Here is a 24,338-nt window from a genome sequence, read left to right on the forward strand (position 1 = left end):
TTTGAATCAGTTTGCTTGATTGCTTACGGACTTAGACTCTAATTTACAAAGGTTTTCATATAACTTTGTAATATTTGGTATTTCCAAATTATAAAAAAAACCGTATTCTATTAATTTTCCGTAGATTGCATCAATCTCCATAGGACGACGATTTTCGAAATCCAATTTCATGCTGGTTGGATAGGGTTTCATTTTTCTTGTTCGTTCAAGCCTGTCCGCAATAAAGGAGTCGGTGATTTCGAGGTTCATAGCTTTTGCGATCAGTTGGACTTCTGACATCAATTTTTTAACCAAGTCCAAAATTTTCGGGTCATTCATCATATCATCGGTCTGAGAATTGTAAACTACACTGAGTCCATTAAATGGAACATTCCAAATCAATTTCTTAAGTCTAGCGAGAGTTAAGTTGGATTCACAAGTTACAGGAATTTTTGCTTTTACCAACATCGATTCTAAAGTATCCAAATCCATTCCAGAATCAACATTTCTCTTGTGAGGTTGATTTGTTTTAACAGAGGATATATTTTTTTTATCAATCGAATTATGGGTCGCCATTGAATTTGCTGGTTTGTATTCAGCGATTGTGAGATCCCCATAATCAATATGTTGGATGACAGCTTGAGATTTCCGAACGCTACAGAGAAATGCTAAACCTGCGAAAATTCTTGAATTGGGCAAAATCTTATAGATGAGTTCTTCTGTTCCGATTCCATTTTGAATCAAAAGAACTGCGGGTTCGATCACAGAGGAATTCGAATTTTTTGTTTTGGATTGATTGTCTGAACTAGTTTCTGGATCCAGAGTGGTTTTTTTAGATAAATAATTGATTAATAGATCGCCTAGCGATGAATTGTCGGTTGACTTGATACAAATGATTATTAGATCTATATTCCTGGGTAACAATTTTGGATCTTGAACAAAATCAACAGGATAGGTTGTTCTATTGTTTATATCGGATACAAATTGTTCCGTAGAGATGAGTTTGATATCTCCCCATGGCGACAGAATCTCTAAACCATATCTCATACAGTAATCGTAGTCGGAACGTAAGAGAAAAGTTACTTGATTGCCAGTTGAAGCAAGCAATCCACCATAAAACCCACCGACAGCACCCGACCCGATAACAACAATTTTCTTCATTAGAATAATCTAATTTTAATTTCTTCCCTCATAGCCAATCACATCCATAAAAGCGGAGACGCTAAATACAGCCTTACCAGGACCCGGATCTCCATATCCAGGAGGCGTCGGGAGATTGTATTTCTCAAATGTTTCTTTCCACACTGTGAGAAGTTCACAAAAATATTCCAATGGGGGACCTGCCTGCGTCCCTAAAGTAGTAAAAGGTTCAGGACACCAAGCGGTAAATCTAGGAACAATTCCCTTAGACATAAAAAAATCCAAACCTTCACCAGTGGATCGTATAGCCTCTGCTACAGTTTTGAAACCATATGGTTGAGATAGTTCCACTCCTCCAACAAAATTCGGAATTACATTTTCTGCACCGAATACTTCTGCAGAATCAACAACTCTTCTGATCCATGTATCATATCCAATCCATGCTTCTTTGCCAGGACATATTTTTTTGAATAGTTCACGATCCCATACTTCATAGTTAGGATGATAGATTTGGATTCCTGAATCTTTGAATTTTTTGCAGTCGTCTTTCTCAAAAGCTTGAGCAACCAACTTACCCATCCAACGACCTGGAAATTTAGTTTCTATTGCCTGAGGATATTGCAAATAAAAATCTACTTCATTTTTTTTCTTAAGTTGGGTTAGGACTGAACCGCCGGTTATAGTGTATACTTTTGCTACTTCATCTTCAGCATCTATCCATGACAAAACTTCGATGAGGTCTTCTACATCCTTGACTCCAGTGTAAGGTCGTCCAGCTCCCTTTTGTTGTCGGTAGTTATGATTGATGTCACAGTATGCACATTCTTCTTCTTTTCCAAAATATTGACAGTTTCGAAAAACTGTAAGATAGATAAGATAACCCCATTCAATGACCGGTGCAATCTCGCCTGGAAATTTTCCAGACTTTGTTTTATGGCGATACCATGCAGGTTTTGGCGGATAAGCTGCGTTACCTAGATTGGTTTCATACAAAAAGAGAGTTGGAATTCCATCTACCAATTTCATCTTATACGGTGAATTAGCATTGTTTCGAGTCGATATCACTGTAGGTTTCAGTGCAAAATGTCCACCTTGGATTCGGATTTCTTCTGGAGCTTGTGTATCGGCACCATCAACTAAATCTGCGAGGGGAGTATGATCGAATGAGAAAATAAAATAGTCTTTAGATTTATAATCCTTACCAATTTTAAAAGATTCTGGAAGAAAATGAATTCCTTGTCTCAAGATATCTTGTTTTACGATTGCTTCGATCGGAATGGATTTATATTTTCGTTCCATTTCTTCGAGAAGCTCTAAGGAGGAAGGTTGTCTGATTGTATTAGTTTGAATGGTTGCCATTTTGCTTATCTAGACTTTAGACTTTCTATACTGTCTAACTTTCTATGAGACCCTATTTAATCACTGTTCTTTTTCTATCTATTTTTGCAACTCAGCGAATTTTCAGTCAATCCATAGAGCTTATTCGTGTGGGATCTGGATTTGATCAGCCCACAGAAATTTCTTCCATTCCAGGCAATGATACTGATCTGATCGTTTTGGAAAAAACAGGCAAAGCAAAACTTCTGAATCTGCAAACGGGTTCTGTTCGCACAGTGATTGATCTTTCCAAAATTGTCCTCACTTCCTCTGAGCAAGGTCTGCTCGGAATTGCTTTTGCGAATGATTACTCGAAATCCGGTAAAATATATCTGAATTTTATCATGAAAAGAAATTCGGAAGATCGCACCATCATTGCCGAGATCAACCAAGATATATTTCGTTCCACAGAACCTATTCTAGAAGTTGATAATATTCTTAAGGAAATAGCTCAGCCTTATGCAAATCACAACGGTGGATGTATTCGGATGGGTAAGGACGGCTTTCTCTATATTGGTTTGGGTGATGGAGGTTCAAGCAATGATCCACATGGTAACGGACAAAATAGCAAAACTTTTCTAGGTAAATTATTGAGAATTGACCCAAAACTTGGTAAGGGTGGAATGCAGTACCAAATTCCCAAAGACAATCCTTTTTACAAAAGCAAAGAATTCTATCCGGAAATTTATGCATATGGCTTCAGAAATCCTTGGAAATTTAGTTTTGATCGAGAGACTCATGAACTATTCCTTGCAGATGTCGGACAAAATCGAATCGAGGAAGTTAACGTTGTTCGGAAAGCTGGGAATTATGGTTGGAATATTTTTGAGGGAAACGAATGCTTTAAAGGCAATTCAAAATGCAAGGATTTGAAAGGTGCAATACAGCCCATTCATACCTACAATCATGATCTTGGGCAGTCCATTACGGGCGGATACGTGTATCGAGGGACAACGATTCCTTCTTTTCAGGGTCATTATGTGTTCGGAGATTTTGTTTCTGGAACAATTTGGAGTCTGAGTTATCAAAAGGGTAAAATGACGGACAAAATGTTACTCAAAACCAAGATGAATATCAGTACTTTTGGTGAGGACAATTTTGGAGAACTCTATTTGGCAGATTTTTCCAAAGGTGAGGTTTACAAGCTTCAAAATGCAAAAAAAACCTTAAAATAAGCAGTTTACCCACAAATTAAAAGATTTTTCTTGATTTTCTGATTGGTATTGAGTATTTTTAGCAAGTAAGCAATTAGCGATGTGAACTTTTTTCTTTTTTGTGAAAATTGTTTATTCTCATTTGTTATTAAGAATAGCCCCATTGGGCGAAAATAGAAGGTTAGGTTAGCAGTTATGAAACAAGTACCATTAAAAGTTGTTCTCATTGTGTCTGCACTTTCGATCCTTACTTTGGTTTGCAAAAAACCAGATACAGATCTAGAAAGTTCAGCTTCCAAAGGTAGCACGATCAGTGCAGTGATTGTTTTCAGTGTGGGAGATTCTAAAGTATCTCACGCAGACGGCACTGAAGAAAGAGCGCAGTTAGGAGCATCAGTCAAGACTGGTGATACCATTAAAACTGGGGAGAAAGGAAAAGTGGATCTGCAACTTGACAATGGATCTTCTATTCGTATTGCTCCATCAACCACTCTTGATTTTGCTAAATTAGCAATGAATGCTTCTGGATCTTCAGAAACTCAACTAGCACTTGTGTCTGGTAAAGTTTTTGCCAATGTGAACAAAGCTAAGAAAGATGATAACTTTTCTATCGTTACACCGACCGCGATTGCGGGTGTTCGTGGAACATCTTTTATTGTTGAGAACGATGCTAAGACCAATAAAGCTAAAGTAAAAGTTGTAGATGGTGCAGTTGCTATGTCATCTAGAATTCCCGCTTTAGAAAATCTTAAACCAGAAGAAATTGAAGCAAATGCAGACTACAAAAAATTAGTAGCATCGATTGAATCTTCTTCAGTTGTTTTAGAAAAGGGGCAACAAGCATCACTTAAGTCAGACAATAAGAAATTGGTTTCTGACATCGACAAGTTAGATGTATCAGCTGTATCATTAGTTGTTGCTAACGAAAAGCCTGAGATGACTCAGTCTAGTCTTACAAAATCGGAAGAACAAGAACTCAAAACGATTGTAAAAGTAGATGAAGCAACAGCAAAAGAACTTGTTGACTTGAACCAAAAAGGCGCTTCATCTGAAGATGCAACTAAACTCGCTGAGATTGAAAAGAAAAGAAAAGAAATCGAAGAGAAGTTAGCTGGTAAACAAGAAGTTCTTAAGAAAGAATTTGAAAATTCTTTAGCTGAGAAACCTAAAACTTTCACTAACAAGAAAGATATAGTTTCTTATTACGAAAGAATTGAAAAAATCGTTCTTACAAATGGAAGTTTTGAGGTTGGTGCAATCATCAATCAAGAAAACAACACAATGATCGTTCACACTGAACTCGGAATTAAGAAAATCAATCTTGATGACGTTGAAGAAGTAATTTACGATTATCAATCCAAAACAAAATTCTAAAACTACCTATCTATTTCTGGCTTCACATATGTGGAGCCAGATAGATATCTTTGCTTTCACATCCAACAAACAATTTATGCCAGAACAATTGTCTGGTTTCCATAACACTCCCCGAGCTCAAAGATCAATTGATGCATTCTGATCTAATCATCACATTTTGTTTGATTTTCTTCATGATTCTTCTAAATGGAATATTTGCCGGCTATGAAATCGCCTTAGCTTCTGTTAATTTAGGACGACTCAAAGTTCTCAGTGAAGCCAATGTTCCGGGAAGTAAATCTGCCTTGGATATGAAACTTCGGATGGAGGCAAGCCTTGCTGTAGTCCAAATCGGAATTACTCTTGCAGGAGCAATCGCCGCTGCAACCAGCGGAGTGAGTGCTAAAGAATTGATCACACCCGCGATTCTAAATTGGATCGATATTCGAGAATCAGTAGCGGATTTTCTCGCGATTGCGATTGTTGTAATCCCTTTAACATCTGTAACTATAATATTTGCTGAACTTGTGCCAAAGACGATCGCAATAAAAAACAACGAGATAGTTTGCTTGAAGCTAAGCCCATTTATGCAAGTAGTGAGCTATATGGTATATCCGAGCATTCTATTCTTTGAATGGTCTACTAAAAATATTGTGAGATTGTTTGAGTCAAAATCTGGAGATTTTTTTTCGGAGGGTGATCTAGGACTCATTGAATTAAAGGCTCAAGCAAATGCCTTAAAAGCGAATCGAATCATAAATTTACACCAAGAACAAATTATCCTCGGTGCAAGCAATCTTTCTCAAGTAACCTGTGCAGATATTTTTATACCTGTATATGAAGTGGTCTCTCTTTATGTCGATGATGATTTACCTGGACATTTTGTAACCATACACCTAGATCCTTATACAAGATTTCCTGTAATTGAAGAGAAGGGCAATCCAAGTTCTATTATTGGATATGTGAATATTAAAGAGGTGATTTTTCTTGCCAAAACACATCCGAATAATCCTAATTTGCGAGAAATTTTAAGACCATTGATTTCTATGAACGAGGATACAAGTATTGGAGATGCATTTGCAAAAATGATGAGAGAACATGTTCACGTATCCCTCGTCAAAGATAAAAATCAAAAAATTTTGGGAATCATTACCTTAGAAGATATTTTGGAAGAGGTTGTTGGAGACATTCAAGATGAATTTGATCGTCTACCTAAACATTTAACCCAATTGGGGAAGAGTTATATAGTTGGAGGTGGAGTCAGCCTCAATACAGTTTTGAAAACTATAAAAATGCAAAGTGATTCTATATATCCAGATAATTTAAATATGAGTGATTGGTTAAGATCAAAGCTGCAAAAAAAAATTCAGGGTGGAGATGTATTTGAAATAGATGGGCTTAAGATTCTTGTTAGGAAAGTGAAAATGAATCGAATTTTTGAAGTCTCTATATCAATCAATGATTCTGGCTTACATAATAGGTATTCCAAACAAGCTTGATTGCCTGCATAATTGGTGTTATATCTAAAACGGCAACTTTATCTAAGTATCCAAGCAATATCCGATTGCGTCCATATACTTGAGGATTGCCCCATTCAACTTTGACATCTGGAATTCTATCTAATGCATTGAATACAATCTCTTTTGCAGTATAGTCACCAATTTCCTCTTTTAAAGCTGATAGCTCAGTCATGATCGCATGATAGAATAGACGTGTTAGCTCAGCATTGGGAAGCGGAGGAAGCGAATTCTCAATCTGCGAGCTGTTCAATTTGTTCGTCGGCATGGTAGGAACTTCTTATTAGCGGACCAGATGCAACCGAAAGAAAACCAATTTCTCGTGCATATTTTCCATATTTGTTAAACTCTTGGGGAGATAGATACCTTTGAATCGGGAAGTGTGTTTCTGTTGGCTGGAGATATTGTCCAATCGTTATCATGCTCACTCCATTTTTTCTTAAATCATTTAAGGCCTCATAAACCTCATGTTCTTCTTCACCCAATCCTAATATAATTCCTGATTTTGTTCGAAATCCATGTTCATGAGCATCTTTCAATACTTCCATTGAGCGATTATAATTCTTAGCTGGGGTAATATCTGCAAAGAGTCGTTCGACTGTTTCGATATTGTGGTTAAATATATCTGGTCTAGATTGATAGATTCTATCCAAGGATTCACGCTTTGCTTTGAAATCAGGAACCAAAATTTCAATTCTACAGTTAGGCAATCGTAGACGAATCTCTTCTACTGTGCGTGCAAAATGTTCAGCTCCTCCATCACCTAAATCATCGCGATTGACAGATGTCACAACAACATGTCTTAATCCAAGTGATAGAGCTGATTCGGCAACATCGACAGGTTCATTCTCATCTAGTTTGAGTGGTTTACCAAAAGCAACGTCACAGTATTTGCAGCGTCTCGTACAAATATCTCCTCCGATCATATAGGTTGCAGTTTTCCTTGACCAACAATGATTGAGATTGGGGCAAGACGCTGATTCGCATACGGTATGAATACTTCCTTTTGAAACATTTTCCCGGACAAGGGATACTGCATCATTGGGTGTAGGAAATTTTAAATTAACCTTCATCCAATTCGGTTTATCAGGCACCGGCGTCACGGACTTGGTTCTGGCTTTCTTTTTGAGTGGATTCATTTCCTTAATCTTTAGACTTTCCTTGATAGCAGTATTTTGTAAAATGGAATTTATGAGAATCAATCGTTTCCTGGCGGGATCGGGAATCACGAGTCGAAGAAAGGCAGAAGAGTGGATTCGCGAAGGAAGGGTTCGAGTCAATGGAAACCTTGTGGTAGATCTTGGTACTCAGATCAATACTGAGTCTGATCTGGTGACTGTGGACAATGTTCCTTTCAATGAACACAAGCCCGTATCAATCGATAAAGTTATCATTCTTAATAAACCTGCAGGCTATCTAACATCTCATTCGGATCGATTCCATGATAAAACTATTTTTGATCTTCTTCCGCAAGAATACGCAAATTTTCGTTTTGCGGGGAGACTGGATTTGGAATCTAGAGGTGTGTTGATCTTGTCGGATTCTGGAGATGTGATTCAAAGATTGAGTCACCCGAGCCTAGGTCCAGAAAAGGAATATATAGTTCATACATTTCAGAAAATCAATGCCCAAAAAGTAGATGTAGATTTTAGAGTTGGAATTCGAGACCAGGGCGAAACCCTTCGAGCTAAATCAGTTTCACCAATTACTGGTGATACAAATTCATTTAGGGTAGTTCTTGAAGAAGGGAAAAAACGTCAATTGAGAAGAATGTTTCTTAAGTTAGGTGGTAGAGTTTCCGATTTGTATCGTGTTCGTGTTGGTAATTTTTCTCTAGAAAAAATCAATATTGCTGAAGGTAAATGGAAATGGATCGACTTAAACAAAATAATCGATAAGGCAAAGTAGTCATGAAAGATAAGAAATTTTTATTATATCCTGTATATTTTCTTCTAGTATTATTTATAATTGATAAAATATTTTTGATAGATTTTTTTCGAAAAGATTTTATCCAACCTGGAAATGCAATGTTTTACTTTCAGAGAAATCAATTGCAAGAGAGAATTAAGAACGATCCCAGCTTAGAAAAAGGCAATAAAAAACTCGCTGTAGCTCTTGGTGATTCCAGAGCCTATCCTTTCTCAGAGCCAGGACTAAGTGAGAAAGAAAAAGACAATTGGATTATATATAATTTTTCAAGTCCGCAAGCTGTTCCCATGTATTCGCTTATGCGTTATGAAAGGCTTATTGAAGATGGGATTGTTCCAGATCTCCTCTATGTTGCTATAAGCCCGGAATCATTTGATGATTCGAAGGGTGCTATCTATGATCCTTTTATGCGACTCGGTATGGATGAAAAATTTAAAAAAGACTATTGGGATTTGATTCCTTGGAGTGCTCGTTATGATTATATACTAGGTAAAGTATTTGCTTTTTATGGACTCAAACTCGACTTCAAAATGTTGTTAGATCGTTATAAATACAATAGAATGTCAGATTACAACCCGGAATTTAATGAGGAAGTTATGATTCTCAATCTTGGGAAAGGTGAATATTTAGGATATGCAACATTTGCGAATAACGAATCAAAGTTAAAAAAAGATGCCATAAGAATTAAGAATATCTATTTAAATCGGTTTGTTGTAGATGATACACAATTTCTATTTATTGAGAAACTACTAGCCTTGGCTGAGAAGAAAGGAACTAAGGTTTTTTTAGTATGGCCTAGAGTTTATATTGATTATCGCGAATCATATCGAGAATTGGGTTTAGATAAGCATTGGTGGGGTAAAATAAAAAGTCTCGCCAACGAATACAAAGCTCAAGCGATTGATTTTAATGTTGAATCATCATGTGATATATTTAATGATGCATCACACCAATCGATTCAATGCTTCACTGAACAGATGAATTATATTTTTGATCGTTATTCAGAATTGAAATAATTTATTTATGTTTATTTCTAACTGTTTGCAATATTAATTTAATTCATGAATTCTTCATTATAGCACTGACTAAATCAATTTAGAATTTTGACACAGATTGAATTTTTGATGCTTCGATTACCAATTTCATGATCTCTGGGGAACACCTGGCAGAAATATGGCTTGAATCAGTATAGTAATTACATTTTGTATCTACGTTCTGAAGATTAATATACGGATAACCATAGGCTTCAATCTTATCTTGGATAATTTTATCTGCTGATATAGCTCCTGATTCTTCTTGTTTTTGCTTGTATATTGAATGAACTCGTGGTCTCCAGAATACTACGGGAATTTTGGACTTTTGAATTTTAGCTAATAGAAGATCTAATATTGCGACTTCAGATTCGGAGATTTTGAAATCTTTTAGAATATTATGTGATACTAAATATTCTGTGTATTCAAGAATTCTCTTTTTGTATTCAGTCTCAGGAAAGGAGAACTCTTCAAAGTCTATATGATTGGCTGGCAAAGTTCCTGTTGTCGGGAAAAAGGAATAAGCTGGAATTACATTATTTTCTGATAAATAATCTTTGCCCTTTATGAATTTCTGGAGTGATTTTTCTGGCATGAATTTATAATACACTGACGGAAATAAAGTATAGAGATACAAGTCTTTTCGCCAAGTATTATCAGCTACTGGAAGCAGTTCTAATAGAAATCTATAAGGGAAAATATTGGTTCTAAATTGAAAATCCGCATGGAATGGGTTATTCGTATTGAGACTTTCAGGAGATACTTCGATGATAACTAATTCAGGTTTAAATCCTGATTCAACAATAGTTTGAAACAAGTAAAGATGATAAAGGAATTCTGAAGCTTTTACTATCGAGCGAGTTTCGAAATCATAATTAAGGAGCATATTCTTCGATTCCGTATCGATAAAAGGATTCGATTCTATACTCTTATTATCTAGAAAACTTAATATATCAGATCTAGACGTTCCAAGAATAATGATTTCTTTTTTCGAATCTAAGTTTTTTTTCTTATCTAAATATATACCGCGCATTGCGTCGCTTATGTTTTCAATGGGAGTGTTATCTAATCTTCCAGTTTTGTAGCAGGACGGAATCAAAGATACTTTGTCTATTATAAATAGAAAAAGTAAAAGTCCAAATGGCATTATAAAAATTCTTATATTCATAATTAAAATTGAAAATAAATAAACTGCTCTTGTATTACTGGAATTCTGGATATTGCAAAATACAAAATTAAACTAAGTACGGGAATTGTTATATAGTGATTCCACTTAATTCGGTTTGCGAAAAAATCTTTCCATTCAAAAAATTGAATCAAATAGCAAAGAACTACAAGCCCAAAGAATTGCTCCAAAAATATTTTTGTTTTACCAGGATTGGAAAAGGATGCAATCATTTTAGAAAGAACATCCCAATTTCCTGATCTAAATGCGAAAGCTCCAACTAACCAGAAAAAGGTGACGATAGCCCATCCTAATATTTTTTTTGGAATTGGAGATTCTACTGTAGCTTTGCCAAGTCTTCTTTCTATTACAAGAATTGAGCCATGCAAAAAACCCCAGATCAAGTAAGCATAGGTGTTACCGTGCCAGAGCCCACCCAATGACATTACAATGATTGTATTAAAATTCAATCGTAGTGCTGATACTCGACTTCCTCCAAGCGGAATATATAAATAGTCTCGAAGCCAAGTAGATAGAGTAATATGCCATCTTGACCAGAGTTCAGCAAAGTTTAAACTGAAGTAAGGAGCTCGGAAATTTTCTGGAATTCTATAACCTAGTAGTAGGGCACAACCGCGAGCGATATCTGTATAACCTGAGAAATCACAGAAAATTTGAATCGAAAAACCGAGAATTGCAAGTAAAGTTGTGGTTCCACTAAAGCTTAACGGATCGGCCCAGATTGGATTTATGATTCTTGCCATTTGATCGGCGATTAAGACTTTTTTGAAAACACCTGATAGAATTCTATACAAGGCTTCTATCGTGTCGGATTCATTTTGTCTAATATTCTTCAATTGATGAAAAAAATCAGAATGGCGCATGATTGGTCCTGCAATCAATTGAGGGAAAAAGAAGATAAAAAGTAAAAAATCCAAAAACCCGATATCAGCAGTTTGGTTCCTATAAGTATCAACTATAAAAGCAATTATTTGAAAAGAATAGAAGCTTATGGCGAGAGGTAGTATAATATTGGGAAATTCAGAAAAGAAACTCAAGGCTTGTGGATTATATGATATATATCCATTTATAATCGATTGACTGTATTTAAAAAACAGTAAATTCGAAATATTAAATATGATCCCGATTATCATAAATCGGTTCGACTTCGTTTTCCGAATACCAATTACACATAAATAGCTAATAGCTGTGACAGCTAGAAAGTGAACAAAAAATCCAAGGCTCCAATAGGCATAAAAAAAGAAAGATGCAATTAAGAGGATATATTTTTTCGAAGCTTGAGGTGCAAACCAGTAGATAGAATAAACAACTACAAAAAATAATAAATAATCAATAGAGTTAAACCACATAGCTTAGGTAACTATTAATTGATAAACTAGAATGCAGTCAATTTATTTTCAAGGAACCTCAGTTCCGAGAGCCGATTCGTATATTCGAAACCAATTTTCCTGTTTCATTTGAATACTCATTGATTCAGCGAGTTCCAATATTCGATCTTTCTTCGTTGTCCCAATGACAGGAATAATTTTTGAAGGATGATTGAGTAACCAAGCAATTATCGTTTGTGGAACAGTTTGTTCGGTTTCCCGAGCAATGGTATGCAGAATATCATTCAAATTAGGTATATTGGCTGAACTTTTATTTAGTGAATTATTTTGCACCGAATCAGTGTTTTGTTTCGATGAATTGGTTAAATCTCTAACTAAATTACCACCAGCCATAGGCGACCAAGCCATGGGTGATATTTTCTTCTCCATAAGAAAGTCCAAATCTCCGTTGATGAATGGTTCAATTCTCATTGGATTGATTTCAATTTGATTTGTTACAAGTGGGTTTGACATATTGGATTGTAAAAGTTTAAATTGACTGGGAGTGAAATTGGATACACCTGCAAATTGGATTTTTCCGGAATGAATGAGGTCATCGAGACATTTTCCAGTTTTTTCTGGATCCATAAGAGGATCTGGACGATGGATGAGAAAAATATCAATCTTTTCAACTCCAATTTTTTTTAGTGAGTTTTCTACAGATGTTGAGAGATGCTTTGCCGATGTATCGTAATACTTTACTTTTCTTTCCGGGTATTTATCTGATATAAGACAAATATCGGATTTAGTTACAATAGAAATTTTTTTCTTCAGTGAAGTGTTATTTGAAATAGCTTCACCAAATATTTGTTCGCATTCATAGTTTCCGTAAATATCCGCATGATCAAACCAATCGATACCTAATTCCAGACAAGTTTCCACTATTTGTAGGATCTCCTGCTTGGTTAGTTTTGCATCTATGATTCTCCAAACACCATACACGATCCTCGAAAGTTTTGGACCTTGTGGATGAATTAATATTTGTTCCATTATTTTCTAACTCCATTCGTCAAGGGTGTGATAGGAATTTCATTGAGGTTTGGAGTTCTTTTCTGAACTTCGGATAATTTTATTTTTTGTATCTTGGGAAGAATATATTGACTCACATAGTCAATTTCACCGTTCAATGGGTATCCAGAAAATATAAAAGATCGTATTCCTAAATCCATATATTTTTTTATTTTAGCAAGAACTTGATCTGGATCGCCAACTATAGCACTTCCGCATCCTGATCGCACTAGTCCAATACCTGACCAAATATTTTCTTCGATGAAGCCATCAGAATCTGAATTCTTTCTTAGTTCATCTTGTCTGATCACACCAAGTGATTTGGAATCTAGAGATCGTGATTTGATTTCTTGACCTTTATTCATATCTAACTTTGACATGAGTCTATTCGCATATTCTCTTGCTTCTTTTTCGGTTTCTCTTACGATCATATGAATCCGAAGTCCATAGTCTAAATTTCTATTGAACTGATTGGCTCGGTTGGATAGGTCAGCCATTGTTGCTTCGATATTTTGTAGGGTTTCTGGCCACATAAGGAAAACGTCACAGTGTTCGGCACATAGATTCCTTGCATCTTCTGATATTCCTCCGAAATAGAGTAGGGGTCCACCATTTTGTTGGTAGGATTTTACAGGATCTGATGGGAGATGAATATTATAATATTTGCCTTCGAATCGAATCTCTTCTTGATTCCAGCCTTGTTTTAGAATTTCGATTACTTCTCTAGATTTATTGTATCTGGTCTCACTGTCTGATTTGGTTCCAGGAAGATCAGATGAGATAATATTGATAGTAAGTCTTCCTTGTAGAATATGATCTAAAGTGGAAATTGCTCGAGCAAGCATTGGAGGGTGAACTTCTCCGCATCGAAGTGCTGTAAGAAGCGAAATATTTTTTGTCATGGGAGCAACTGCAGATGCGAAACTTAGAACATCCATTCCCACTTGGTAAGAAGAGGGTAATAAAATATTTCCAAATCCCAATTCGTCAGCTTTGAGTAAAATATTTTTACAATTTTCAAAGCTACTTCTGTATTTGCCGTCCATTTCCCCGAGGAATTCATAATCCCCATTGCAAAGATCACAAAACCATGCAATCTCTGCTGCAAATTCTTCAGTTCGAATATTTATTTTCTTACTCATAGATTATAGTTCTCCAATAGAATGGAATAGATATTGAGAATTGATTTAAAAATCGCAAATGTCTATCGAATCCAATTTAATTTTTGTCCAATTCTCTGATTAGGTAAAATTCTGTTATGAAGAATTGGACAAATCTTATGAATTCCTGCAGACTAATGACTCTAAATCATTAGATAGAAACAAGGTTTTTACGAATGCAAAAATCTCCAAAGTATTCACCAGATAATTTTTCTTTTGCATACATTGCGAAAATACTATTCAATTCTTTTAAGATTGAACCTTCATCAAGATTTTCTTTGAATTTTTTATTTAACCTTGTTCCTAAAAAGTCAGCGCCTAAATGAAGATTGTATTTTCCATAGGCGGTTCCGATCAAACCGATTTCTGCGTTGTAAGGTCTAGCACATCCATTCGGGCAACCTGTCATACGAATTGTGATAGGTTGATCAATCAAATTGTTTTCTGTTAGAAGACCTTCCACTTTTGTCATAAGAAGTGGGAGATATCTCTGTGCTTCTGCTAAGGCAAGGGGGCATGTACTCAGAGCAACGCATGCCATAGAATTCTTTCGAATATGGGAAGTTGCGTCGTTGATTCCGTCTAGTTTGTACTGAGCTAAAATGTCAGATATGAGTGACAGGTCACGTCCTTTCACATCAGAAATAATTACGTTCTGATTGCAGGTGAATCGAAATGATGCTCTTCTAGTTTTAGCTATATCATTTAAGGCAGTCTTGATTTGGAAATCCTTCTTATCAACTACCAATCCATTCTCTACAAATAGTGTATAATGCCAGAGACCTTGGTGATCTTGCGCCCAACCGTATGAGTCTGATCTAGTTTTGAATTCAAATTTTCTTTCTGGTTCAAAATTGAAACCAGTTCTACTTTCAACTTCTTTTTTGAAATTGTCGATTCCCATTCGATCGATTGTATATTTTAATCTTGATAATTTTCGGTCTTCTCGATTACCGAAATCTCTCTGTGTTGTTACAATTTCGTAAACTGCCTTGAGCACTTTGTCTTTTGGCACATAACCAAAGATAGATGCAAGTCGTGGATAGGTACTTACATTGCCATGAGTGGTTCCAAGTCCACCACCTGCGTTCACATTGTATCCGATGATTGCTCCGTTTTCTTCAATAGCTACAAGTCCAATATCATTGGTATATATATCTACATCGTTCCAAGGTGGAATCGCGATTCCAATTTTGAATTTTCGAGGAAGATAAACATCTCGATAGAGTGGGTCGTCTTCGGTTTTTTCTGCTAATTTATTCTCGTCAAGCCAGATCTCATAATAGGCACGAGTTTTAGGAAGCAGTAGACGACTGATTTCATTTGCTAACTTATTAATTTCTGTATGATGTTTTGAACTTGCTGGATGAGCGGTTGTTGTAACGTTTCGATTGACATCACCGCAAGCCGCAATGGAATCAAGAAAGACTTCATTGAAAGCCTTGATCGTCGGTTTTAAGTTAGATTTGATTATACCATGTAATTGAATCGTTTGTCTGGTTGTTATCTTGATTGTACCTGTTGAATATTTACCAGCGATCGATTGGGCTTTCTCCCAATGAGTTGGACCAATCATTCCACCAGGAATCCTCATGCGAATCATAAAAGTATAATGTTTATCTAGCTTCTTTTCTTCTCGTTCTAGACGTTTATCACGATCATCTTGTTGATAGATTCCGTGAAATTTGATAAGCAATTGATCTAGATCACGAAGCGAACCTGTATGTTCATCTTTTAGGCTATCACTTAGACTTCCACGTAAACCATTGCTAAGTCTTTTTGCTTTTTCTGCGACTGTTTCTTTCGGGGTAGCGTCTGCCATGAATTCTAATAAACGTCCTTTTTGTATCTTCCAGTTTCAATCAAATTGTCTAAATATTTTTTTGCATCAATTTTGCCTAGCTGTCTCGCTCTATGAATAATCTCAATTAGAGTATCATCGACATCCTTACTCATTGGATCTTTAGATCCACAGATATAGAGAATTGCTCCAGATTCGATCCATTCAAATAATTCTTTACCATTTTCTCTAATCTTATCTTGAACATAAACTTTCTTATCACTGTCTCTGGAAAAGGCAGTATTGAATTTGGATAACACTCCACTATCAAAAAATTCCAATAGTTCAGTTTGGTACAAAAAGTCCAAAGAGAAATGACGATTCCCGAAGAATAGCCAGTTTTTGCCAGTATGACCCAAAGCTTCTCTTTCAAAAAGAAAGGATCGAAATGGAGCAATTCCCGTTCCTGGACCAATCATAATAATATCAGCATTGGATTCTGGAATTCGGAAATTATTATTTTTCTGAATTTTGAATTCAACTGAGCTTCCTTCAACAAATTGAAATAAAAATCCAGTACAGAGTCCCTTATAATTTCTTTTGGATGCGTTAATATCTACATCCGCAACGGTTATATGAACTTCGTTCTTGCCATGTGCTTCCGGTGAAGAAGAAATTGAATAGTATCTTGGTGTGATTGGTTCCAGTAAATCAACTACAGCCTGTCTATCAATGGACTCATGCGGAAGATACTCCTCTAGTAAATCAATTAGATCCAGTCTCTCATCTGGCAGTTTTCTTAGAGTGAGATTTTCATAGGCAGTGAGAACACGTTTCGGTAGAAATCGAATCGAGATTTTATTCTCAAAAGCATCCAATGCTTGGATACTATTGCCTTTCCATTGGATTGTTTGATCAGGAGAAAATTTTAAAAGTTTTAAAATCGAGCTAACAGTGGCTAGATCATTCTTTGGTATGATGCCAACGCTATCTCCTGGAAGATAATCAATATCAGTCTCAGATTGGATTTCAATATGGCGAATTTCTTTTCCGCTTTTTGCATCAGTTAAGTTGATGGATTGGCTGATTTTACCTAAATAAAAATTCTTATTTTTGGGAGCATTTGCTTGAGGAATCGATTGTTGAGAAATACCATTGTTGCCATTCCCATTTTGGTTTCCATTTCCGTTTGCAAAATTGCTTGCCACATAATTCCCGTTTGCTTCGTTTTCTTGCGCATGGGTTGCTTGCTGCATTACAGCTCCAACACCAACGGCAGATTTTATACCGGACTGTAAAGATTCGATAAGACTTGTAGACCATGCATTAGCAGTTTCTTCATAGTCCACATCACAGAGTCCAAGATCATGAATTCGCACAGCATTTGCTTTGCTCAAATACTGATCAATGTCTTTACCAGTTTGGCAAAATAGTGGATAGGATGAATCCCCTAGCGCAAGTACTGAGAATTTTAAATGGCTCAAATTTTTATCTAACTTAGATAATGCAGTGTGGAAACTACGAGCTGCTTCTGGAGGTTCGCCGTCTCCATGTGTGCTAATGATTGTTACTAGAAGTTCTTCTTTGCTTAAGTCGTCTACTTTGTATTGGCTTGTACTTGATACTTTTGTTTTGAGACCGAGACCTTTTAATTGATTCTGAACTTGCGATGCAATTTTTTTCGAGTTACCCGTTTCGGTTCCGTAAACTATAGTCGCAGTCTTAGGCAATGTAAAAGATTGAGCTGGATTGCCAGCTGAAATATTGATGCTTGGATTGACTATTGCAGTTTGTAAGACTTGAGATTGTGGCTGTGCTTGGATATTCTCAGCCATCGACATATATTCGGTTTTTTGAATATTCTTTTGAGCTGTTTCTAGAACTCGTGATGAATCTTTTTCTTGTGTAATTCTCGGAAGTTCAATTGTATCTGGATCTTCTTCAATAACCGCATCTAGATAGCCGGACATCCAGAATCTATCATTGGGTGTAGAGATTCGAACCAATTCTTTAAACTCATTTTTTACATTTCTTTTCATTACAATATTTCCGAGATTTTTAATTTCTAATAATAGATATACTCTTCTATTATCGACCTTTTTTACTGAGTAATTTAAGTTTTCTAGACCCCAACTTTATTGAAATTGATAAAGTTGGGCTTTGTATTTTGTAACTTAAATTATTTATTGGGTTGAGGAGTAAGTCTCAAATAAGGCTTAATTGCCTTCCAACCTTTAGGGAATTTTGATTTTGCATCAGCGTCCGATACGGAAGGGACGATCACACAGTCCTGACCATCTTTCCAATCTACTGGAGTTGCAACACTGTAGTTTGCGGTCAATTGAAGAGAATCAATCACTCTCAAAATCTCGTCAAAATTTCTACCAGTTGATGCAGGATAGGTAATGATCAATTTTACCTTTTTGTCTGCGCCAATGATAAATACAGATCGAACTGTTAATGAGTTATCTGCGTTTGGGTGAATCATGTCGTAAAGAGTGGAAACTTTTTTGTCCAAATCTGCAAGAATCGGATAGTCCACTTTGCAACTTTGTGTTTCGTTGATATCTTCGATCCATTTCTTGTGGGAGTCTACGCCATCGACGCTAAGTGCGATTACTTTTACGTTTCGTTTTTCGAATTCTGGTTTGAGTTTGGATACACGTCCAAGTTCTGTTGTGCAAACAGGTGTAAAGTCCGCTGGATGTGAGAATAAAACACCCCAACTATCGCCTAAATATTTATGAAATTCTATAGTTCCTTCTGATGAATCTGCTTTGAAGTCAGGTGCGATATCGCCGAGTCTGAGTGACATATATAGTCTCCTTTTTCTGTTAAATTGAAATTTATATCCAATATAAAAAACTTCCTATATATTTTCAAGAGTCTTTTCTGTAAAATGAAACAATTTTTGGAATAATTTTCATTTTCTCGCAAAGAATAGGAAATTTTCGCATAATTTTCTTTGATTGGCTAAGATTTTCGATGATTTATACGATTTTTTCTATTAAAACAATTGAATAGTATGGTATATTTTACATTTTGTCCATTATAAAAGAAAATATTCGGATATTTGAGATGATTCTCCTTAAATTCCGTCAAAAATTAGAGAGAATGGAAGTAGATGCGAATTTAGAAGTAAAATCCAATTAGGATAGGCTACAAATATTATGATCGTAAAAGAAGAAGAAATCACACCCCTTATTTCGGGCAAATCACCTGTTGAAGCCCTTCAAAATCTTGCAGAACAGTTTCCAGGAAGAGTTGCCTTTTCCTCAAGTTTGGGTCTCGAAGATCAAGTGATTACTCATATGATTGCCGAGAACAAAATTCCAATTCGAATATTTACACTCGATACTGGTAGACTATTTCCTGAAACCTATGAATTGCATCAGACGACAGTTGATCGCTATAAGATTCCTATTGAGACTTATTTTCCAGATCCTTTGGAAGTGAAAAGTTTTGTATCAGAGCTTGGCCCCAATTCATTCTACAATTCTGTAGAGAACCGGATGGAATGTTGCCGAATTCGAAAAGTAGAACCTCTAAAGAAAGCTCTCATTGGTTCAACGATATGGGTGACCGGAATTCGAAAAGAGCAATCGCAAGATCGTAATGTCCTCCCTCAATTGGAATGGAATCCTGGACACAATGTATTCAAATTCCATCCCATCCTAGACTGGACTGAGTCTCAAGTTAGCGATTTCATCCAAACAAATAAAGTTCCATACAATAAATTGCATGATGCAGGTTTTCCAAGTATTGGTTGTGCGCCTTGTACAAGAGCAGTGGAACCAGGTGAAGATTCCAGAGCGGGACGATGGTGGTGGGAGACACAAGATGCCAAAGAATGCGGACTGCATTGGGTGGATGGTAAGCTTGTTCCCAATAAGAAAGAAAAAATTGAACCTGCTGTAAGAAAACCAACACGTAGTCTTTCGAGACTTGATAAGTTAGAATCGGAAAGTATTCACATCATGCGTGAAGTTGCAGCACAGTTCAACAAACCAGTGTTACTTTTCTCTGGTGGAAAGGATTCGATCTGCTTGGTCTATCTTGCCAAAAAAGCATTTGAACCTGCCAAAATTCCATTTACGTTAGTTCATATTGATACAGGTCATAATTTTCCGGAAGCCTTAGAATTTCGTGACAATCTAGTAAAAAAATTCGGACTCAAATTAGAAGTTGGATCCGTTCAATCGAGTATTGATCGAGGCCTTGCGGTTGAAGAGAAAGGAAAGTTTCCAAGCAGAAACGGAATCCAAACTGTTTCTCTTCTTGAGACAATCTCTAATATGAAAGCGGATGCTTGCATTGGAGGTGCTCGACGTGATGAGGAAAAAGCTCGAGCAAAGGAAAGGATCTTTTCCGTAAGAGATGTGTTTGGTGGTTGGGATCCAAGATTGCAAAGACCTGAGCTTTGGGATATTTACAATGGTAAAATTCACAATGGAGAAAATGTCCGTGTTTTTCCAATTAGCAATTGGACAGAATTGGATGTCTGGGAATATATTGAACGGGAAAATATTGAATTGCCATCTTTATATTTTACTCATGAGAGAGAAGTGATGTTAAGAGACGGTTTGATTTTTCCTATTTCGGAATTTGTTCGAATTGATCCAGGTGATGTGATCGAGAAAAAAGCAGTTCGATTCAGAACTGTGGGTGACATGACCTGCACTGCAGCAGTTGAATCTAGAGCGGACAATCTGTCCTCAATCATTGAAGAGATTCGATCCTCCAAGACGACAGAGCGTGGAAGTCGATTGGATGATAAGCGATCGGAAGCTGCGATGGAAGATCGCAAAAGGGGAGGGTATTTCTGATATGGATATGTTACGATTTATAACAGCTGGAAGCGTTGATGATGGCAAGAGTACATTGATTGGAAGATTGCTCTATGACACCAATTCTGTGTTTGCTGATCAATTGGAATCGCTTGGTGGTCAAGATGGGGAGGATATTAACCTAGCTCATCTAACAGATGGACTCAAAGCAGAAAGAGAACAAGGAATCACAATTGATGTAGCCTATAAATATTTTTCTACTGATGTGAGAAAATTTATCATAGCGGATGCACCAGGACATGTGCAATATACAAGAAATATGGTTACCGGTGCCTCCAACGCTGATTTAATCATAGTTCTGGTTGATGCAAGAAAAGGTGTCATTGAGCAAACAAGAAGACATACTTTGCTTGCAGCTCTTCTAAAAATTCCAAGATTACTGCTTGCCGTAAACAAAATGGACTTGGTCGATTTTGACAAAAATGTATTCGATAAAATTTTGACCGACTTCAATCAATTTGCTGGAAGTTTAGGTTTCCAAAGAATCGATGCAGTTCCTGTATCTGCCTTGAAAGGCGATAATATTGTTCAACGTAGTCATTTTATGGATTGGTATGCAGGTCCATCTCTTCTTGAGACTTTGGAAACTGTTCCTGCAGAAGAAGATAGTTATGGTTCTGCTCGTATACCCGTTCAATATGTAATTCGCAATGAACCAGAATATCGTGGTTATACGGGAAGATTGAGTGGAGGAGTTCTGCATAAGGGAGACAAAATCACAGTATTCCCATCGGGTTTGCAAACTACCATAGAACATATCGATTTCAATGGCCAAGACTGGGATGAAGCAGTTCCTGGTATGTCACTCTCCCTTAGATTGAAAGAAGATCTCGATATCAGTCGAGGTGACTTAATTGCAGGACCCGGTCCCACTCCAAAAATTGGAACAAGTTTTACTGCAGCAGTTTGCTGGATGGATCCAAGTCCACTCTACGAGACCAATCGGTTTATTTTGAGGCAAGGAACGAATTCTGTGCGAGCAGAAGTAATCCGTATAGAAACCAAGCTAGATATATCTACAGCAACACGAACAAATCCAGGCGGGAGCCTCAATCTAAATGATATAGGTTTGATCCATGTTCGCACAGCTAAACCCATTGCTTGGGATGATTATGCAAAAAATACTCATACTGGTTCTTTTCTTTTGATTGAAGAAAATTCCAATCAAACAGTTGCAGCTGGTATGATTGGGAATCTTCCTGTATAGTCGTTGATATTATTCAGCAAAAGTTCGATGATATTAAAGGTAAGTGAGAGTGGTAGCATCTGCATTCGTATATGAAAGAAATTAGAATAAGCAAAATACCTTTTGAGTTCCGTCCAGGAACTGTTTCTATTGTGGGTGCAGGTCCTGGAGATCCAGATTTGTTAACTCGCAAAGGTTTATCTCGTTTGGAATCAGCAGATGTAATTCTCTATGATGCCTTACTCGATCCAAAGTTTTTGGAAATTTTTCCAAATCATGCACTGATATTATATGTTGGCAAACGGTCAGGCGAACATTCTGCAACACAAGAAGAAATCAATAATTTGTTGATTCAGTATGCCCGAGCTAATAAGAAAGTCGTTCGTCTGAAAGGAGGAGATCCTTTTGTTTTTGGTCGCGCAGGTGAAGAGATTTTGGCACTTCGAAATGCAAATATTGAATTTGAAATAATTCCTGGAGTGAGTTCGATCCAATCGGGCGCAAGTGATTCCAATATTCCACTGACTCATAGAAATATTTCTAGGCAGCTCCTTGTTCTTGATGGTCACACTATCATTCGAGATGGAATCGATTGGTCGTGGCTTTCGAAATTTTCAGGAACGATTAGTCTTCTTATGGGAACTAAAACCATTCAAGAAATCGCAAGACGATTGGTCGAAGCTGGTGTTCCCGAAACAACACCGATCGCTATGGTTACAGATGCAAGTTTACCCATAAGCCAGTCTGTGTTTTCTACACTCGAAGAAGTTGTTCGTTCTGGTCTAAGTAAGGAAACCAAAGGTCCAGGCATTGTATACATCGGAGAATCAGTAAAAATTTATCATGAATCGATCTACAACCAAGAAATATCCAGCTTTTCTCAATTTAGAAAATAAGAATGTTCTTATAATTGGTGGAGGCAATGTAGCTCTAGAAAAACTTCCTACCGTTTTTGCTTCTGGAGCAAAAATCACTATTATTTCTTTAGAGTTCAACTTAGATGTTACTGATTTCTTAACAACCCATCCTAGTATAACTAAGATTCAACGAAAAATAGAAATGGATGATCTTAAGAATCGAGATCTAATTTTCTCTGCGACAAATAATGGACAACTCAATCGGGAATTGGTTGATGAAGCCCATAGGTTAAATATATGGATCAACTCTTGTGATGATCCATCTAATTGCGATTTTTACTCAGCGGCCGTTTTTGATAGGGGACCAATTCGAATTGCAGTTTCTACCGATGGCAGATTTGCCGGACTCGGTGGATTGGTTAAGTCGGTTCTCAATGAAATTTTGCCCGAAGAAACTGATGAGGAATGGAATGCTTTAGTTGATTTTAGAGAATCCTTGAAATTAAAAGTAAAAGATCCGAGTGAAAGAAAAAGAATTCTAACTGCATTACTCGCCGATCTAAGGCGATCGTATTTTTAAAAATATCTTCAATGGATTAACGGAACACGGACGGGGATGGGGACGGATGGACGGGGCTTAAGCCCCGGGCTTGTTTACATATCCAACAACAACTCATCGCCAATCCCATAAAACAAGGGGGATTCAAAATTTCCGATTCTGTGATTTGCTCTTTTTGAATCCAATTACGAAATTCTTGGAGATAAATCGTAACTTATCCATCTAATTTGCATTAAATGGATAAGTGATCTTCATATTTTACCAGTTGATTGATTTAGAATCTTCAATAAATTTTTGAAGACCTAAATCAGTGAGTGGATGTTGAAAAAGTTGTGCAAAAACAGAATAGGGAAGAGTAACGCAATCTGCACCACGAAGAGCCACTTCTTTGAAATGGATTGGGTGACGAATGGAAGCTGCCAAAATTTCTGTTTCGTATCCGTAATTGTCATACATTTCTCGAATCTCGCTGATTAATTCAAGACCGTCTTGCCCAACATCATCGAGTCTACCTAAGAAAGGAGAAATAAAGGTAGCGCCCGCCTTAGCAGCTAGTAGTGCTTGGTTCGCAGAAAAACAAAGTGTTACATTTGTTGCAATCCCACGATTTGTGAATTCATTGACTGCTTTGAGGCCAACCATATTGAGCGGAACTTTTACAACTACATTGTCAGCGATTGCTGCAAGTTCTACTCCTTCCTTGATCATTCCCTCATAGTCAGTCGCAATTACTTCCGCACTGACTGGACCTTCCACGATCGATGCGATTTCTTTTATAACTTCGGTGAATTTACGTCCAGATTTGGATATGATGGATGGGTTTGTTGTTATTCCATCTAAGAGTCCGAGTTCGTTTACTTTTTTAATTTCGTCTATGTTTGCTGTATCCAAGAAGATGTTCATGGACA

Annotated in this window: 21 protein-coding genes and 1 pseudogene; 10 read left to right on the forward strand and 12 right to left on the reverse strand. The window is 36.7% G+C overall.

The window, feature by feature from the left end:
• Positions 1-6: 6 nt before the first annotated feature.
• Together O4O04_RS08910 and O4O04_RS08915 are read right to left on the reverse strand one after the other, a co-directional pair.
• Complete coding sequence (locus tag O4O04_RS08910) at positions 7-1,140, reverse strand: 2-dehydropantoate 2-reductase (RefSeq protein WP_272535519.1); 1,134 nt, start codon at positions 1,138-1,140, stop codon at positions 7-9.
• A 15-nt stretch (positions 1,141-1,155) separates the two neighbouring features.
• A complete protein-coding gene (locus tag O4O04_RS08915; protein WP_272535521.1) occupies positions 1,156-2,478 on the reverse strand; it encodes a radical SAM protein in 1,323 nt (440 codons plus the stop codon).
• A gap of 44 nt (positions 2,479-2,522) precedes the next feature.
• On the opposite strand from O4O04_RS08915, the gene O4O04_RS08920 reads away from it, so the two are divergent.
• The 3 genes from O4O04_RS08920 (at position 2,523) to O4O04_RS08930 (ending at position 6,502) form a co-directional block, all read left to right on the forward strand.
• Positions 2,523-3,671 carry a PQQ-dependent sugar dehydrogenase gene (locus O4O04_RS08920; protein WP_272535523.1) on the forward strand — a complete coding sequence of 383 codons (1,149 nt, stop codon included), beginning with the start codon at positions 2,523-2,525 and terminating at the stop codon, positions 3,669-3,671.
• A gap of 174 nt (positions 3,672-3,845) precedes the next feature.
• Positions 3,846-5,024 carry a lipoprotein LipL45 gene (locus tag O4O04_RS08925; RefSeq protein ID WP_272535524.1) on the forward strand — a complete coding sequence of 393 codons (1,179 nt, stop codon included), beginning with the start codon at positions 3,846-3,848 and terminating at the stop codon, positions 5,022-5,024.
• Positions 5,025-5,074: 50 nt separating this feature from the next.
• A complete protein-coding gene (locus O4O04_RS08930; RefSeq protein ID WP_272535525.1) occupies positions 5,075-6,502 on the forward strand; it encodes a hemolysin family protein in 1,428 nt (475 codons plus the stop codon).
• Here the strand turns inward: O4O04_RS08930 and O4O04_RS08935 are convergent.
• Both O4O04_RS08935 and lipA read right to left on the reverse strand, forming a co-directional pair.
• Positions 6,459-6,788 (reverse strand): hypothetical protein, encoded by a 330-nt coding sequence (locus tag O4O04_RS08935; RefSeq protein ID WP_272535526.1) that lies wholly within the window; start codon positions 6,786-6,788, stop codon positions 6,459-6,461. The genes O4O04_RS08930 and O4O04_RS08935 overlap by 44 nt on opposite strands.
• Positions 6,754-7,659, reverse strand: a complete 906-nt coding sequence (lipA, locus tag O4O04_RS08940) for a lipoyl synthase (RefSeq protein ID WP_272535527.1) — start codon at positions 7,657-7,659, stop codon at positions 6,754-6,756. Before lipA ends, O4O04_RS08935 begins: the two co-directional genes overlap by 35 nt.
• 52 nt (positions 7,660-7,711) lie before the next feature.
• On the opposite strand from lipA, the gene O4O04_RS08945 reads away from it, so the two are divergent.
• Both O4O04_RS08945 and O4O04_RS08950 read left to right on the forward strand, forming a co-directional pair.
• Positions 7,712-8,428, forward strand: coding sequence for a pseudouridine synthase (locus O4O04_RS08945; protein ID WP_442915937.1), 717 nt, complete (start codon positions 7,712-7,714; stop codon positions 8,426-8,428).
• A 2-nt stretch (positions 8,429-8,430) separates the two neighbouring features.
• Entirely contained in the window at positions 8,431-9,465 is a 1,035-nt protein-coding gene (locus O4O04_RS08950; RefSeq protein ID WP_272535529.1) for a DUF1574 domain-containing protein, read from the forward strand.
• Positions 9,466-9,544: 79 nt separating this feature from the next.
• Here the strand turns inward: O4O04_RS08950 and O4O04_RS08955 are convergent, their stop codons facing one another.
• From O4O04_RS08955 to O4O04_RS08985, 7 genes are all read right to left on the reverse strand, one after another.
• Positions 9,545-10,627, reverse strand: a complete 1,083-nt coding sequence (locus O4O04_RS08955; protein ID WP_272535530.1) for a DUF1574 family protein — start codon at positions 10,625-10,627, stop codon at positions 9,545-9,547.
• Positions 10,628-10,650: 23 nt separating this feature from the next.
• The gene (locus O4O04_RS08960) at positions 10,651-12,015 is read right to left on the reverse strand and encodes an MBOAT family O-acyltransferase (protein WP_272535531.1); all 1,365 of its coding nucleotides are present in this window, start codon (positions 12,013-12,015) and stop codon (positions 10,651-10,653) included.
• 48 nt (positions 12,016-12,063) lie between these two features.
• On the reverse strand, positions 12,064-13,023 hold the full coding sequence (locus O4O04_RS08965) for an aldo/keto reductase (RefSeq protein WP_272535532.1): 960 nt from the start codon (positions 13,021-13,023) through the stop codon (positions 12,064-12,066).
• The gene (locus tag O4O04_RS08970) at positions 13,023-14,183 is read right to left on the reverse strand and encodes an LLM class flavin-dependent oxidoreductase (protein ID WP_272535533.1); all 1,161 of its coding nucleotides are present in this window, start codon (positions 14,181-14,183) and stop codon (positions 13,023-13,025) included. Before O4O04_RS08970 ends, O4O04_RS08965 begins: the two co-directional genes overlap by 1 nt.
• Positions 14,184-14,352: 169 nt before the next feature.
• On the reverse strand, positions 14,353-16,023 hold the full coding sequence (locus tag O4O04_RS08975) for an NADPH-dependent assimilatory sulfite reductase hemoprotein subunit (RefSeq protein WP_272535535.1): 1,671 nt from the start codon (positions 16,021-16,023) through the stop codon (positions 14,353-14,355).
• A gap of 5 nt (positions 16,024-16,028) precedes the next feature.
• Positions 16,029-18,020 (reverse strand): diflavin oxidoreductase, encoded by a 1,992-nt coding sequence (locus O4O04_RS08980; protein WP_272535536.1) that lies wholly within the window; start codon positions 18,018-18,020, stop codon positions 16,029-16,031.
• A 140-nt stretch (positions 18,021-18,160) separates the two neighbouring features.
• Positions 18,161-18,796 carry a peroxiredoxin gene (locus O4O04_RS08985; protein WP_272535537.1) on the reverse strand — a complete coding sequence of 212 codons (636 nt, stop codon included), beginning with the start codon at positions 18,794-18,796 and terminating at the stop codon, positions 18,161-18,163.
• A 355-nt stretch (positions 18,797-19,151) separates the two neighbouring features.
• Between O4O04_RS08985 and O4O04_RS08990 the strand changes: the two are divergent.
• From O4O04_RS08990 to O4O04_RS09010, 5 genes and pseudogenes are all read left to right on the forward strand, one after another.
• Positions 19,152-19,874: pseudogene (locus O4O04_RS08990) on the forward strand (phosphoadenylyl-sulfate reductase); the annotation flags it as partial.
• A gap of 9 nt (positions 19,875-19,883) precedes the next feature.
• Positions 19,884-20,807: a sulfate adenylyltransferase subunit CysD gene (cysD, locus tag O4O04_RS08995; protein ID WP_272536057.1), complete on the forward strand. Its 924-nt coding sequence runs from the start codon at positions 19,884-19,886 to the stop codon at positions 20,805-20,807.
• Position 20,808: 1 nt separating this feature from the next.
• On the forward strand, positions 20,809-22,035 hold the full coding sequence (locus tag O4O04_RS09000) for a sulfate adenylyltransferase subunit 1 (protein ID WP_272536058.1): 1,227 nt from the start codon (positions 20,809-20,811) through the stop codon (positions 22,033-22,035).
• Positions 22,036-22,106: 71 nt separating this feature from the next.
• Positions 22,107-22,910: a uroporphyrinogen-III C-methyltransferase gene (cobA, locus tag O4O04_RS09005; RefSeq protein WP_272535538.1), complete on the forward strand. Its 804-nt coding sequence runs from the start codon at positions 22,107-22,109 to the stop codon at positions 22,908-22,910.
• Positions 22,858-23,451 (forward strand): precorrin-2 dehydrogenase/sirohydrochlorin ferrochelatase family protein, encoded by a 594-nt coding sequence (locus tag O4O04_RS09010; RefSeq protein ID WP_272535539.1) that lies wholly within the window; start codon positions 22,858-22,860, stop codon positions 23,449-23,451. Before cobA ends, O4O04_RS09010 begins: the two co-directional genes overlap by 53 nt.
• A 237-nt stretch (positions 23,452-23,688) precedes the next feature.
• Here O4O04_RS09010 and fsa read toward each other — a convergent pair whose 3' ends face one another.
• On the reverse strand, positions 23,689-24,333 hold the full coding sequence (gene fsa, locus O4O04_RS09015; protein ID WP_272535540.1) for a fructose-6-phosphate aldolase: 645 nt from the start codon (positions 24,331-24,333) through the stop codon (positions 23,689-23,691).
• Positions 24,334-24,338: the final 5 nt, after the last annotated feature.

Source organism: Leptospira sp. GIMC2001 (genome assembly GCF_028462125.1).
Lineage (GTDB): Bacteria > Spirochaetota > Leptospiria > Leptospirales > Leptospiraceae.